This is a genomic window from Acinetobacter sp. GWC1_38_13 (assembly GCF_001767535.1).
GTDB lineage: Bacteria > Pseudomonadota > Gammaproteobacteria > Pseudomonadales > Moraxellaceae > Acinetobacter > Acinetobacter junii.
Genome location: NZ_MELG01000076.1, coordinates 24,754 through 37,388 on the forward strand (window position 1 = coordinate 24,754; position 12,635 = coordinate 37,388).

At 40.0% G+C, this 12,635-nt stretch carries 16 protein-coding genes; 9 read left to right on the forward strand and 7 right to left on the reverse strand.

Annotated features, from left to right (window positions below; all coding sequences use genetic code 11):
- Nucleotides 1-68: 68 nt before the first annotated feature.
- Complete coding sequence (ampD, locus tag A2003_RS07465; RefSeq protein WP_286687100.1) at nucleotides 69-641, reverse strand: 1,6-anhydro-N-acetylmuramyl-L-alanine amidase AmpD; 573 nt, start codon at nucleotides 639-641, stop codon at nucleotides 69-71.
- 144 nt (nucleotides 642-785) lie between these two features.
- Between ampD and nadC the strand changes: the two genes are divergently transcribed.
- Entirely contained in the window at nucleotides 786-1,631 is an 846-nt protein-coding gene (gene nadC / locus A2003_RS07470) for a carboxylating nicotinate-nucleotide diphosphorylase (protein ID WP_125297573.1), read from the forward strand.
- Here nadC and A2003_RS07475 read toward each other — a convergent pair.
- Nucleotides 1,628-1,795, reverse strand: a complete 168-nt coding sequence (locus A2003_RS07475; RefSeq protein ID WP_167543093.1) for an ABZJ_00068 family colistin stress protein — start codon at nucleotides 1,793-1,795, stop codon at nucleotides 1,628-1,630. The genes nadC and A2003_RS07475 overlap by 4 nt on opposite strands.
- Nucleotides 1,796-1,981: 186 nt before the next feature.
- Between A2003_RS07475 and A2003_RS07480 the strand changes: the two genes are divergently transcribed.
- Complete coding sequence (locus A2003_RS07480) at nucleotides 1,982-2,218, forward strand: hypothetical protein (RefSeq protein WP_151730496.1); 237 nt, start codon at nucleotides 1,982-1,984, stop codon at nucleotides 2,216-2,218.
- Nucleotides 2,219-2,277: 59 nt separating this feature from the next.
- Here the strand turns inward: A2003_RS07480 and rph are convergent, their stop codons facing one another.
- The 3 genes from rph to A2003_RS07495 form a co-directional block, all read right to left on the reverse strand.
- Nucleotides 2,278-2,994, reverse strand: a complete 717-nt coding sequence (gene rph / locus A2003_RS07485; protein ID WP_286687101.1) for a ribonuclease PH — start codon at nucleotides 2,992-2,994, stop codon at nucleotides 2,278-2,280.
- Nucleotides 2,995-3,118: 124 nt separating this feature from the next.
- Nucleotides 3,119-4,309, reverse strand: a complete 1,191-nt coding sequence (locus A2003_RS07490) for a fatty acid desaturase family protein (protein ID WP_286687102.1) — start codon at nucleotides 4,307-4,309, stop codon at nucleotides 3,119-3,121.
- 29 nt (nucleotides 4,310-4,338) lie between these two features.
- Nucleotides 4,339-5,379 carry a ferredoxin reductase gene (locus A2003_RS07495; protein ID WP_286687103.1) on the reverse strand — a complete coding sequence of 347 codons (1,041 nt, stop codon included), beginning with the start codon at nucleotides 5,377-5,379 and terminating at the stop codon, nucleotides 4,339-4,341.
- 427 nt (nucleotides 5,380-5,806) lie between these two features.
- On the opposite strand from A2003_RS07495, the gene A2003_RS07500 reads away from it, so the two are divergent.
- Together A2003_RS07500 and A2003_RS07505 are read left to right on the forward strand one after the other, a co-directional pair.
- Nucleotides 5,807-6,457, forward strand: coding sequence for a TetR family transcriptional regulator (locus A2003_RS07500; RefSeq protein ID WP_004956897.1), 651 nt, complete (start codon nucleotides 5,807-5,809; stop codon nucleotides 6,455-6,457).
- 106 nt (nucleotides 6,458-6,563) lie between these two features.
- Nucleotides 6,564-7,202 (forward strand): TetR/AcrR family transcriptional regulator, encoded by a 639-nt coding sequence (locus tag A2003_RS07505; protein WP_004907310.1) that lies wholly within the window; start codon nucleotides 6,564-6,566, stop codon nucleotides 7,200-7,202.
- Nucleotides 7,203-7,252: 50 nt separating this feature from the next.
- Here the strand turns inward: A2003_RS07505 and A2003_RS07510 are convergent, their stop codons facing one another.
- Complete coding sequence (locus A2003_RS07510) at nucleotides 7,253-7,873, reverse strand: thiol:disulfide interchange protein DsbA/DsbL (RefSeq protein WP_286687104.1); 621 nt, start codon at nucleotides 7,871-7,873, stop codon at nucleotides 7,253-7,255.
- A gap of 178 nt (nucleotides 7,874-8,051) precedes the next feature.
- On the opposite strand from A2003_RS07510, the gene ubiG reads away from it, so the two are divergent.
- The 5 genes from ubiG to argA all read left to right on the forward strand — a co-directional run bounded on the left by ubiG (nucleotide 8,052) and on the right by argA (nucleotide 12,237).
- Nucleotides 8,052-8,765 (forward strand): bifunctional 2-polyprenyl-6-hydroxyphenol methylase/3-demethylubiquinol 3-O-methyltransferase UbiG, encoded by a 714-nt coding sequence (gene ubiG / locus A2003_RS07515; RefSeq protein ID WP_286687105.1) that lies wholly within the window; start codon nucleotides 8,052-8,054, stop codon nucleotides 8,763-8,765.
- Nucleotides 8,765-9,463, forward strand: a complete 699-nt coding sequence (locus A2003_RS07520; protein ID WP_286687106.1) for an HAD family hydrolase — start codon at nucleotides 8,765-8,767, stop codon at nucleotides 9,461-9,463. Before ubiG ends, A2003_RS07520 begins: the two co-directional genes overlap by 1 nt.
- A 30-nt stretch (nucleotides 9,464-9,493) precedes the next feature.
- Entirely contained in the window at nucleotides 9,494-10,240 is a 747-nt protein-coding gene (locus A2003_RS07525) for a YciK family oxidoreductase (RefSeq protein ID WP_004907319.1), read from the forward strand.
- Between the two features lie 149 nt (nucleotides 10,241-10,389).
- Nucleotides 10,390-10,770 carry an RcnB family protein gene (locus A2003_RS07530; RefSeq protein ID WP_004966915.1) on the forward strand — a complete coding sequence of 127 codons (381 nt, stop codon included), beginning with the start codon at nucleotides 10,390-10,392 and terminating at the stop codon, nucleotides 10,768-10,770.
- A gap of 111 nt (nucleotides 10,771-10,881) precedes the next feature.
- Nucleotides 10,882-12,237 carry an amino-acid N-acetyltransferase gene (gene argA, locus A2003_RS07535; protein ID WP_039048105.1) on the forward strand — a complete coding sequence of 452 codons (1,356 nt, stop codon included), beginning with the start codon at nucleotides 10,882-10,884 and terminating at the stop codon, nucleotides 12,235-12,237.
- Nucleotides 12,238-12,495: 258 nt separating this feature from the next.
- Here argA and A2003_RS07540 read toward each other — a convergent pair.
- The coding region (locus A2003_RS07540) for an integrase core domain-containing protein (RefSeq protein ID WP_008942615.1) at nucleotides 12,496-12,635 on the reverse strand (140 nt) is incomplete at its 5' end.

Below are 12,635 nucleotides of genomic sequence, written 5' to 3' on the forward strand. Positions count from 1 at the left end.
TAAAAAGCGTTATTGTAATGAAACTCAAAATAGATTTCGTTGTGAAATCATAAATTGGCGGATATTTTTTAAGTTAATTTGGCTTGCGATAGCGCTTTTCGGAATTTTTGCCAATCAAAATAAGGGCCTGGATCTGTTTTCCGCATTGGTGCAATATCAGAATGCCCCGCAATATGATTCTGAATTTTTGGATAGCTTTTAGCTAGCATCAGCACAACATCAACAAGTGCTTGATACTGTGCGTCCTCGAAAGGAAGATCATCGCTGCCTTCCAACTCAATGCCGATCGAATAATCATTACATTCTTTGTGTGCTAGATAACTCGAACGTCCAGCATGCCACGAACGATCATTGAAATTTACAAATTGAATCACTTCACCAGTGCGCAAAATCAATAGATGTGCGGATACTTGCATGCCTTCAATAGTCTGAAAATAAGGATGAGTATTCCAATCTAACTTATTTTGAAAGAATTGCTGGATATAACCACCACCAAATTGAGAGGGTGGCAAACTGATGTTATGAATAACAATCAGTTGAATGTCAGCATCCACTGGACGTGCATTAAAATTTGGTGATGGGAGTTGCGTCGCACCTTCTAATACACCATTTCGAATTTGCGCAAATCTAGAATGTTGCATGGTTTATCAAATCGGCAATTTAATCTTTATCTTTGCCATTTTGACATGCTTTATGCGCAATAATCGAGATGAAATGCTTATTTTTTATGTTGAGGGTGCTAATATAATGCACTAGTTTTTTGGTCAACCTATACTGGAAATAGTATGAGCATTCCTCAATCTTTGCTTGAACAATCGATTCAAATTAACATTCAACAAGCATTACAGGAAGATATTGGGGACGGTGATATCACCGCAATGCTCACACCAGAAGATGAGCAAGCTACAGCAACGATTATCACTCGTGAAGACATGGTATTAGCTGGTCAACCTTGGGTTAATGCCTTAATCAAAGCTTATGATAAAGATGTTCAAATCACGTGGTTAAAGCAAGAAGGTGAACTTGTTCAAGCCAATGAAGCTTTTCTAAAATTGGCAGGTTCAGCCCGTAGCTTACTGACTGTTGAGCGTCCTGCTTTGAATTTTGTGCAAACGCTTTCTGCTGTGGCGACCAAAACGGCAAATTACGTAAAACAATTGGATGGTTTAAACACTAAACTTTTGGATACACGTAAAACCTTACCAGGCTTACGCATTGCTCAAAAATATGCAGTGGCAATCGGTGGTGGTCAAAATCATCGTCTAGGTTTATTTGACGCTTTCTTAATTAAAGAAAATCACATTATGGCAGCAGGTGGTATTGCCCAAGCCATTACCAAAGCACATCAAATCGCACCAGGTAAACCAGTAGAAGTAGAAGTGGAGACTTGGGACGAACTGAATCAAGCACTCGAAGCTGGAGCTGATATCGTGATGTTAGATAATTTCAGCCAGCAACAAATGATTGATGCAGTGAAGCATGTTGCTGGACGTTGTAAGTTAGAAGCTTCAGGCAATATTACTATTGAGAACTTACGCGAAGTTGCCACAACTGGCGTAGATTATATTTCAATGGGTGTACTGACTAAGGATGTGAGAGCTATAGATTTATCTATGCGTTTTAATGCTTAAGCATCATCCACATCTTTTGTTTCCTTCTGAGTCGAAGTGTCATTAGATACTTCGACTTTTTCATTCCAAGCTGACTTCGCTTGTGTCGAATCAGTAGAGCGTGGATCAACAGCCATCAAAACAAAAGTCACTGCTGTTAAAAAAACGAGAAATACTTGAACCATTATTCCCCCTCCTTGTTATTTTCAATTTATGCCAGCGTACCAAACTAAGATGAGCTGAATGAGCGGGTAATGTTACCGTTTGAAAATTTATAATGCGTCTATGTAGAGATAGATATTCATTGATCATGTTTATTTTTATGTCGCTTAGAGATACATTGACCCATAAACTATTTTAAACCATAAAAAATGGAATCTATTTTCGAAGCCTTCTTTACTTTGATTTTTCAAATCATCCGCTTTTTTTTGCATATCATTTTTGAAGTGATTATCGAAGGCTTGATTCGTGGCACTGGATATTGTGTTGTATCTGCTTATCGATTGAGACGTCATGTTGATATTGAGAGCACTGAGGTTTTTATTGTTGGCTTTATTACATGGGGCATGGTTATCTTTTTGGCTATTTATTTTTTCCTTCTGATCTAATCTTAAATAAAAAAAAGGCGGTCTAAAAAAACCAGACCGCCCGCACTATCAACTGGAACTTACCAACCGAGTGCTTGCTGTTGCTTTTGAATCAATTCTGAGATTCCTTTTTCTGCAAGCTCTAACATGGCATTACACTGCTGGAGTGTGAACGGTTTGTCTTCTGCCGTCCCCTGAATTTCAATAAATTCACCTGCTTGTGTCATCACCACGTTTAAATCCGTTTGGCAATTTGAATCTTCTTCATAGCATAAATCTAGTAGGACTTCGTCTTGATACATTCCGACTGAGATCGCTGCCACTAAACCTTTTAACGGGTCATGTTTAATTTTCTTGTTGCTCAGCAATACATTCATTGCGTCTACCAATGCAACCGCTGCACCTGTGATTGCCGCAGTACGTGTACCGCCATCCGCTTGGATCACATCACAGTCTATCGTAATCGTGTTTTCACCCAACTTCTTCAAGTCCACCATCGCACGAAGACTACGACCGATTAATCGTTGAATCTCTTGAGTACGACCCGTTTGCTTACCACGTGCTGCCTCACGATCACTACGCGTGTGCGTTGAGCGTGGCAACATGCCATATTCCGCAGTTACCCAACCTTGTCCCTGACCTTTCAAGAAACGAGGTACTGAATTATCAATGCTTGCTGTACACAACACTTTGGTATGGCCAAATTCAACCAAAACTGAACCTTCAGCGTAACGGGTATAATTACGCGTAATCTTTACGTCACGTAACTGGTCTAATGCTCTTTGGTCAATACGCATAATAATTCCTTAAAACGATAGCACAACTATAATTGCACCATAGTATATCTCAATTACACGTACTTTCCCTTTTGCTTGTTGGTAAAGAGCATCGCTTAATGACTCAAGCAATGCTCTATCTTAATTAAGCAGCTTTACCAAATATGCTTTTCACTGCATCAACAAAGCTATCTTTGATCGCCGCCAAACGGTCTACTACATTGTCAGGCAAAGAGTGAATCGCCAGACGTTTATACACACTCACAATTTGAGATCCAAACGGCGCTGTATTGTACTGTTGACCAAACTCTGCACAGACTGCACGTACTTTAGGAGCCATCTCTTGATAGCGGTTGGCAGGTACATCTGGGAACAAGTGATGTTCGATTTGATGACTCAAGTTGCCACTCAAGAAATGCATGATTTTACCGCCAGTAAAGTTTGCTGAACCACGAATCTGACGCAAGTACCACTCTGCTTTGGTTTCATTATCAATATTGTCAGTGATAATTTCAGAGTCTTCTGTGAAGTGACCACAATAAATCACAGTCGATGCCCAGTAGTTACGAATCAAATTGGCAACAAAGTTACCCGCTAATACTGGCAAGAACATTGGGCCAGCAATCAATGGGAACAGCACATAATCTTTACCAAACTGACGTACCATCTTTTTGCGTAGATTTTTGGATTCTACATACACTTCTTTCCAAGTTTTGGTGCCATCAAATAATACTTTTTCCATCTCTAGACGTTGTAAAGCCAATAGCCATTCAAAACCCGTAGATAATACAAAACCCGTTGGTACGTTAAACAAAAAGCGAGGTTCCCACTTTTGCTCACGACTCATACGCATCACGCCATAACCACTAATGTCATGATCCATGCCGTACACATTGGTATAAGTATGGTGTTTATAGTTATGGGTATATTTCCAATCTTCACCCGTACACACCGTATCCCAGTCGTAGGTTGCACCATTAAGCGTTGGATCATTTAACCAGTCGAACTGACCATGCATCACATTATGACCAAGTTCCATATTTTCAACGATTTTAGATACGCCTAGCATAACGGTACCTAATAACCATACAGGTGGAATCCAACCACCAAACATCAACATGCCGCGTGACGCAATTTCGGTGTAGCGTACAAAGTTACGTACTTTATAAATATAATCAGAATCTTCTTTGCCAATTTTAGCCATGGTTTCAGTACGGATGGCTTCAATCTTACGGCCAAACTCTTGTACTTCTTCTAGTGTTAATGCACGGCTTGTATTACCGCCAAATTTGATTGGAGGAATCGTTTTAGTCGGATTTACTGTCATCATGTTCATAATATTATTCTCTATCTGGTCAATATGAATTAAAGGTCAATCTCAACGGGACTCACCGCTTCACTCACACACAACTTAATTTGCACATTGTTTTGGTTATCGATTTCACCTGTAAGTAGATTTTTCACTGCACCACTAACCTTGGTACAAACACAGGTATTACAAATCCCCATACGACAACCAAAAGATGGTTTCAAACCTGCAGTTTCAGCACTGGCCAATAGGTTGCCACGGCCTTCAAACTCTTGCATACTGCGGCGGAAATTGACTGGTTGGATTTGAGCATCCACATCCATCGTCACTGGCAAGAAGCTTTCTTGCGTTAAACGGTCTAACCAACCACGTTTCGCCCAGATTTGACGTGTCGCTTTCATCAACCCTGGAGCAGCACACACATAGGTTTGACGTTGAGCAGCATCAGCACACAAACGATCCAAAGTTTCTTCATCAAAATAAGCAGGTTGTTCAGCACTATCGACAATAATGTGTAGCTTAAAATGCGCATATTCTGCTGCCAGTGTTTCCAATTCAGTACGGAACGCTGGATCACGTGAGTAATAAATCAACGTTACAGGTTGATTTGAACGTGCTAAAGCCTGTTTCGCAATCGGAATAATTGGCGTAATACCACTACCTGCAGATACCAAAAGAATTGGTTGTTTACCTTCTTCTGTATCAAAGTCTTTTAGCGTAAATTCGCCCATCGCCTGAGTAATTTCAATCACATCACCAGCACGTGCGCTGTTAGCTAAATAGTTAGATACACGACCTTGTTTTTTTATACCCAATACCAATTTGTCGTGACTTGGTGAACTCACCAAGCTATACGCTCGTTGATGCAGCACACCATCAATACGAACCGTCACCATCACAAATTGACCAGGCTGATAGGTTGTAAATTTATTGTTACTGCTTAAAGTGACCTTGATCATTTCATCTGCAATAGGCTCAATCGCTTCGATTTTTGCCATAATGCGGCGCAAAGTCCACATCGGGTTAACCTTTGCAAGGATAAAATCAACAAAATCTTCACGAACCCAATGCGGTTGATAATTTAACTTAGCGTTCATACGTTCCTCGTTTTGTATGTGGCTATTTATATTGAGTGAACAAATGTTCATATAGTGAACATATGTACACTATATTAATTTGCGTTCACTGAGTCAACACTTGTTCACTAGTTTTTGGTTATTTTTAATACTTTTTTATAAATCGCTAAAATGACGAGAAAAAAATAATGGATTAATCAACAAATCTAGCCCTAACAAAACATGTTTCTATTCTCGCTTGGCAACTTCACTTCTTAACAGGCATTAAATGGTTATGAGAACAAAGAAAGTATTGGTATAAATTCTATTTGCAGCCTAGTTGCTCATTTTCTTGCTAGGCTTTAGACACTTCTCAGGACAAAGTTGCTTTGTTTAATCCTCGCTCAGGGCTAAAAAAATCATGTTTTTTTTGCTAGACTCTGCTGTATGAATTCAATGGATCTTTTTCATGTCGATTAGAGATGAACGAAAACAACAGAGCCGACAAGCTCTGCTTGATGCAGCACTCCATCTCAGTACTTCTGGACGCTCATTTAGTAGTATCAGTTTGCGTGAAGTGGCTCGCGAAGTTGGTTTAGTACCAACGGCGTTTTATCGTCATTTCCAAGACATGGAAGCGTTAGGGCAAGAACTCGTTGATCAAGTTTCTTTGCATCTCAAAAGCCTGATTCATCAACTGGGGCAAAGTTATTTACAACACAGCGGGTCTGCCAAAACACGAACCAGCATTGAGTTGTTTGTCCAAGCAGTAAATCATAGCCCTCAACAGTGGCAATTTATGATCGCTGAACGTTGGGGTGGTTCTGAAACAGTACGAATTGCGATTGCACGTGAAATCGAATTTTTGATTGAAGATCTTGCCATTGACCTGTGCAAACTCGAAACCTTCAAACATATTAAAGAAGCCAAAGACCTCCAAGTTTTATCAACGATTTTGATTAATATGTCCTTTACATGGGCGATGACATGGATCAACTTACCCAAACAGTTCACGATTGATCATTTGTTAGAACAGCAAAATTTATTTATCGATAATGCAGCGACTCAAGTGCGCTTACTATTTCGTGGGATCTCAAACTGGGAACCTCAAAACGCTTGATCATATCAATATGAAAGGTTGATATATAAAAGCATTGCTAAGCGTTATGATGCATTAGACAATAGCGCGATGCCGTTTAGAACACTATGAGGAGCTTAAAAGCATCATGAATCCTGATCGTCATACTCAGTTCTTAATACGTAAAGAAAAAATTTTGCAGGTTGCGGAAAAGCTATTATTAGAAAACAACCAAGAAATGACCCTCGATGAACTGGTTGCCGAACTGGATATCGCAAAAGGCACCTTATATAAGCATTTCCGTAGCAAAAATGAATTGTTACTTGAACTAATCATTCAAAATGAAAAAGAAATTCTCAAGATTTCAGATCAGTACAATACAGATTTCAAAGAATATGCCCCTCGTTATATGCTGCATCATTTAACGGCGCCGAGTCGTACGATTCTTTTACATCAGTTAGAAGAACATCTGACCATGACGGAGTCAAAACTCAAACATTTGTTTGATGAACTATACGCTGTTCGCCAACAACGTATTGTTTCACTCAAAGACATGACTGAAAAATATTTAAAATCACAGAACTACGATATGTCGATTCGAGACTATTTATCTTATATCTGGTCTCTTACCTATGGCGCAGCATTATTATTGAACTCAAGCTATTACCAGCGTTCAATTGGCTCTCGCCAAAAACTGATTAATCTCTATGTCAGCCAAGCGCTATCTTTACCTACTCAAACGGTACAGATCGATCTAAAAGAATTTCAGCTCGATGAAAACGCTTAAATAAAAAAGAACTGTGATGACAGTCCTTTTTTATGATCGAAGCATGCCAATTATTTAGCTTTACGCTCTTTCTCAAGTAGGAAGTCAACGACTTGAGTCACTTTAGCATCTCCACCTTGCACCACATATTTACCTGCAACCACCACAGCTGGCACACCTGTTAACTGATACTGCTGTGCCAATTTGTTCGATTCAGCCACTTTGGCAGTAATTGGGAACGAATTAAACATACTGTTAAATTTCTGTTCAGGCACACCATAACGCGCAAAGAATTTTGCTTGCGAAGCTTGGTCAAAAATTTGCTGACCGCCATCGTGAATCGTATGGAACAACGGAATATGGGTTTTCTTACGCACACCGAGAGCTTCAGACACAAAATAACCTCGTGCACCCTGTTCCCAAACAGGATTCATTGCCGCTGGCGTACGCAAAAAATACACATCTTTTGGAATTTGCTTTAACCACGTTTGCATATGCGGTTCAAGTGTAAAACAGTGTGGGCAACCGTACCAAAAAAACTCACGTACTTCAATTTTACCTTTCGGTGCAACCGTTTTACCTGGGTTGGCCACCACGGTATAGTCTTCCCCCGCGACAAAATTCGCAGCCATTGCAGGCATAGCAAATGCCATTGCCACTGTTGTTAATGCGCCAAATACTAACTTTTTCATACGCTGTGCTTTTCCTCTAAGTATTTTTGATAAGTTTATATGATAAATATAAAGCAAACTCGAGCAATTCGTTTTGCTTCTGTGAAGATTTTAATGGCTTTTATCGCTTTTTTTCCTAGAATCGCTACACTAGCAACAGATTACATCCAAATAATCATCCTAATATTGAGGTACACCCATGTCGCAATTGAATGTTGACCCACAAGAAATCGCAAAATTTGAAGCATTGGCTGCCAAATGGTGGGATCAACATTCTGAGTTCCGCCCGCTTCATCAAATCAATCCCTTACGTTTAAACTGGATTGAGGAACGTGTCGGTAGCTTAGCTGGCAAGAAAGTGCTAGATGTCGGCTGTGGTGGCGGTATTTTGGCTGAAAGCATGGCGCGTCGTGGTGCTGATGTTTTAGGTATTGATATGGGTGAAGCACCGCTTGCTGTCGGTCGCTTACATGCACAGCAGGACAATGTACAAAATATTGAATATCGTCAGATTCCAGTTGAACAACTCGCACAAGAACAAGCAGGTCAATACGATGTTGTGACCTGTATGGAAATGATGGAACACGTTCCCGATCCAGCATCTATCGTCAAAGCCTGCCAAACATTAGTAAAACCAGGCGGGCATGTGTTCTTTTCAACCATTAACCGCAATCCAAAATCCTATTTATTCGCGATTATTGGCGCTGAATATGTCCTACGTTTACTGCCAAAAGGCACACATGATTATCATAAATTCATCCGCCCTTCAGAAATGGCACACGATATTCGTAACGCAGGCTTGAGTCTAAAAGAAATGACGGGCTTACATTACAACCCGATCACTAAACACTATTGGTTAGCGCCAAATGTAGATGTGAATTATATGGTGCATACCACAAATACAGGTGCTTAATGAAAGCTGTTTTATTTGATCTTGATGGTACTTTGATCGACACTGCTGCTGATTTTATTCGCATCATTCAACAAATGTGTCGTGATGAACAGCGCCCTCTCGTTGATGCAGCGACTATTCGCACTCAGGTTTCTGAAGGCGCACGGGCGATGGTCAAATTGGTGTATCCTGAATTAGACGTGACTGATCCAGTGTTTCTCGCTCATCGCCAACGCTTTTTAGATGTATATGGTGAAAATATCGTTGTAGATACAGACCTTTTTAATGGTATGTACCCTTTACTCGAAGAGCTAGAAGCAAAACAAATTCCATGGGGTATCGTAACCAACAAACCACGTGGTCTGAGTGAGTCCCTGCTTAAAGAGTTAAATCTCAGCTCACGTTGTTCCGTCTTGGTTTGCCCCGAAGATGTTCGAAATACTAAACCAGATCCTGAACCGATGTATTTGGCTGCAAAACAACTTCAAATTGCTGCCGAAGAAATCATCTATGTTGGTGATCATCCTCGTGATATCGATGCAGGTCGTAATGCGAGTATGTATACGATTTTGGCAGCGTATGGTTATTTACCAATTGAATCACGTGATGACCTTGATGCGTGGAATGCAGATGCGATTATACAAACAGTTCCGGAATTACATGAATTGCTCAAACAGAAAATCACTGTTTTGTCAGAAAATCAGCGTATGATGGGTTAAGCATTAAAGATAATTATAGGAGGCATAACAATGAAATATTCAGAATATCAACCTCGTCCTGATCTATTAAAAGACCGCATTATTCTGATTACAGGTGCGGGTGATGGAATTGGGCGTGCGGCTGCTATTAGTTATGCCTTGCATGGCGCAACCGTCGTATTACATGGTCGCACACTGAATAAGCTTGAAGTTATTTATGATGAAATTGAGGGCTTAGGTGCACCTCAACCTGCAATTTTACCTTTACAGCTGTCTACCGCATCAAGCCATGACTATGAGCTATTGGTCGACACACTCGAGCAACAGTTTGGTCGTTTAGACGGTATTTTACATAATGCAGGCATGTTAGGTGATCGCGTCGAATTAGCACATTATCCTGTAGATGTTTGGGATGATGTTATGGCCGTTAATCTAAGAGCGCCTTTTGCATTAACTCAAGCATTATTACCTTTACTCGAAAAGTCTGATCGCGCTTCAGTTGTATTTACCAGTTCAAGTGTAGGTCGAGAAGCTCGTGCATTGTGGGGGGCTTACTCCGTTTCAAAAGTCGCGATTGAAGCGATGAGTAAAATTTTTGCAGCTGAAAATACGTATCCGAATATTCGATTCAACTGCATCAATCCTGGTGGGACGCGAACAGCCATGCGAGCAAAAGCCTATCCTGAAGAGGATCCGAAGGTTTTACCAACACCGGATAGCATCATGCCTGCCTATTTATATTTGATGGGTGATGACAGTTTAGAAATGAATGGTCAAAGCATAGATGCTCAAAGTTAGAATGATAAAAATTCTAACGGATGAGTGAGAGAGGCTGCTGAAGGAATCTTCATAGTTTTAAACGAATCATGAATTGATCTTCACAGTTTCTCTGCATTTTTAAGTTACAGTTTTCACATGAGAGACATCCGAAGTCACTAAGGTGCATCATGAAAAAAATTTTCATTATCTTTGTTTTAGGTTCAACCGCTGTATTAAGTAGTATGAACAGCATCGCAGGTCCACACTTTGATCGCGGAGAAGACTCGCGAGGTGGTTGGCAGGGTCGTGGTTTAGATAACTCGGATAATGAAAATCGTATGCGTGAACGTCGTATACGCGAAGAACGTGGTGTTGAACGTTTGAAACAACATCGCTGGCAAGCAGGTTATGTGATGCCTCAACATTATCGAGGTAATGGTTATAAAGTTGATTATAAACAAAATAATCTTCCGAAACCGGGTCGAAATGAACAATGGTATAAAATCAATAATGACTACATTCTAGTCAATTCCGATGATAATAGTATTATTCGTATTGTCGGTTTCTAAGCCTTTGAAACCTCAGTTGAGCAATTTAAATTCGCCACAACAGTACTAAGAGATTTATCTTTTGCTTTTTTTGGTTAGAATCAAATAAATTGCAGTAAATCTGAGATCGATATGGCGAACCAAATCACTGAAACTTCAAATAGTACAGCGCAAGATTATGTACATTGGTTTCGCCATTCAGCACCTTATATCAATGCTCATCGTGATAAAACATTCGTCCTGATGTTTGGCGGTGAAGCGGTTCAACATGATAATTTCCAACATATCATCCATGATATTGCCTTGCTGCACTCGTTAGGTATTCGTCTGATCCTAGTACATGGTGCACGTCCTCAAATTAATCAAAATTTGCTTGAACGCAAAATTGAAACACCTTTTCATCAAAATCGTCGTGTAACGACACGCGAGTCTTTACGCGGCGTTATGAATGCTGTCGGTTCGATTCGCTTAGAAATCGAAGCACTCCTGTCTATGGGCCTTGCGAACTCACCGATGTACGGCGCCCGTATTGATGTTGTATCGGGTAATTTTGTCACCGCAAAACCTTATGGTATTCGTGATGGTATCGATTTCCAACTGACAGGTGATGTACGTTCAATCGATACAGATGCTATTCAGCGTCATTTAGATAATCACAATATTGTATTGCTAGGACCGACAGGCTACTCCACCACAGGTGAGGTGTTTAATTTACTGGCTGAGGAGGTTGCAACCAAAACTGCAACTGCGATTAAAGCCGATAAACTTATTTTCTTGGGTGAAAAACAAGGTTTAATGAATCAAAAACAGCACTTGCTTCGTGAACTAAGCCCTCGTCAACTTGAACCTTATATTCAACAGTTCCAAGCAGATAATCCTGAATTTTCATTACATTTAAAACAAGCTCAACAAGCCTCTTTATCAGGGGTTCATCGTGTACATTTAATTTCTTATGCTTATGATGGCGCATTGATTGAGGAGTTATTCACTCGTGATGGTATAGGTACCATGATTACCGATGCACATTATGAAGAAGTTCGAATTGCCAATATCCATGATGTTGGTGGTCTCATTAATCTACTTCGTCCACTCGAACAAGAAGGTATTTTGGTTTATCGCTCTCGGGAACGTCTTGAGAGTGAGATTGAACAATTTGCAGTGATTGAACGAGATGGCATGATCTTGGCTTGCGCTGCATTGTATCCAATACCTGCACAGGACGATGAAATTCGTTCAGCCGAAATTGCCTGTGTTGCAGTCGATTCTAGCTATCGAAAATCCAATCGTGGAAGCCAAATTCTGCAATTTTTGGAAAGCAAAGCCAAACAGCAAGGTATACAACAATTATTCGTTCTCACCACTCGAACAGGTCATTGGTTTTTAGAGCAAGGATTTCTTCCTGCCACTGTGGATGACTTACCCAACGCTCGCCAAGCACTCTATAATTATCAAAGAAATTCACTTGTGTTTAAAAAGGCATTAAACTAATTCCAGTACGTGAAGATATTTTTATTTCTGATAAAGATATCTTCGAATCGCTCAATACTGTGATTATTGTTTTAATTTAATTTGATCTAAAACCTTAAATAAAATTTAAAAAAATATAATAAACATTAGCTTAGGTTATATTTTTTAATTCCTTCATTATTCAATAAATCACTAAACTTATTCTTTTTTCTATTTTGCACTTTTACTGATAACTAAAGCCTGAACCGTACCGGGTTTGTCGGAGACTTTTTATTTAAGTTAGGCCACCTGACCTAACGGGTTAATCTTATCATAGTACATTGCTTCAAACTCAAAAGGCGATACATAACCCAGTGCACTGTGTACACGCTTTTTGTTGAACCAATCTACCCAGTTTAGTGTCGCAAGCTGTACATCCG

What these genes read in the sequence shown, in the direction of transcription:
- A2003_RS07505 (WP_004907310.1), top strand. Translation starts at nt 6,564, where the DNA reads ATGAATCCTGATCGTCATACTCAGTTCTTAATACGTAAAGAAAAAATT.
- A2003_RS07480 (WP_151730496.1), top strand. Translation starts at nt 1,982, where the DNA reads ATGGAATCTATTTTCGAAGCCTTCTTTACTTTGATTTTTCAAATCATC.
- A2003_RS07520 (WP_286687106.1), top strand. Translation starts at nt 8,765, where the DNA reads ATGAAAGCTGTTTTATTTGATCTTGATGGTACTTTGATCGACACTGCT.
- A2003_RS07490 (WP_286687102.1), bottom strand. Translation starts at nt 4,309, where the DNA reads ATGAACATGATGACAGTAAATCCGACTAAAACGATTCCTCCAATCAAA.
- nadC (WP_125297573.1), top strand. Translation starts at nt 786, where the DNA reads ATGAGCATTCCTCAATCTTTGCTTGAACAATCGATTCAAATTAACATT.
- A2003_RS07510 (WP_286687104.1), bottom strand. Translation starts at nt 7,873, where the DNA reads ATGAAAAAGTTAGTATTTGGCGCATTAACAACAGTGGCAATGGCATTT.
- argA (WP_039048105.1), top strand. Translation starts at nt 10,882, where the DNA reads ATGGCGAACCAAATCACTGAAACTTCAAATAGTACAGCGCAAGATTAT.
- A2003_RS07475 (WP_167543093.1), bottom strand. Translation starts at nt 1,795, where the DNA reads ATGGTTCAAGTATTTCTCGTTTTTTTAACAGCAGTGACTTTTGTTTTG.
- rph (WP_286687101.1), bottom strand. Translation starts at nt 2,994, where the DNA reads ATGCGTATTGACCAAAGAGCATTAGACCAGTTACGTGACGTAAAGATT.
- A2003_RS07525 (WP_004907319.1), top strand. Translation starts at nt 9,494, where the DNA reads ATGAAATATTCAGAATATCAACCTCGTCCTGATCTATTAAAAGACCGC.
- ampD (WP_286687100.1), bottom strand. Translation starts at nt 641, where the DNA reads ATGCAACATTCTAGATTTGCGCAAATTCGAAATGGTGTATTAGAAGGT.
- ubiG (WP_286687105.1), top strand. Translation starts at nt 8,052, where the DNA reads ATGTCGCAATTGAATGTTGACCCACAAGAAATCGCAAAATTTGAAGCA.
- A2003_RS07500 (WP_004956897.1), top strand. Translation starts at nt 5,807, where the DNA reads ATGTCGATTAGAGATGAACGAAAACAACAGAGCCGACAAGCTCTGCTT.
- A2003_RS07530 (WP_004966915.1), top strand. Translation starts at nt 10,390, where the DNA reads ATGAAAAAAATTTTCATTATCTTTGTTTTAGGTTCAACCGCTGTATTA.
- A2003_RS07495 (WP_286687103.1), bottom strand. Translation starts at nt 5,379, where the DNA reads ATGAACGCTAAGTTAAATTATCAACCGCATTGGGTTCGTGAAGATTTT.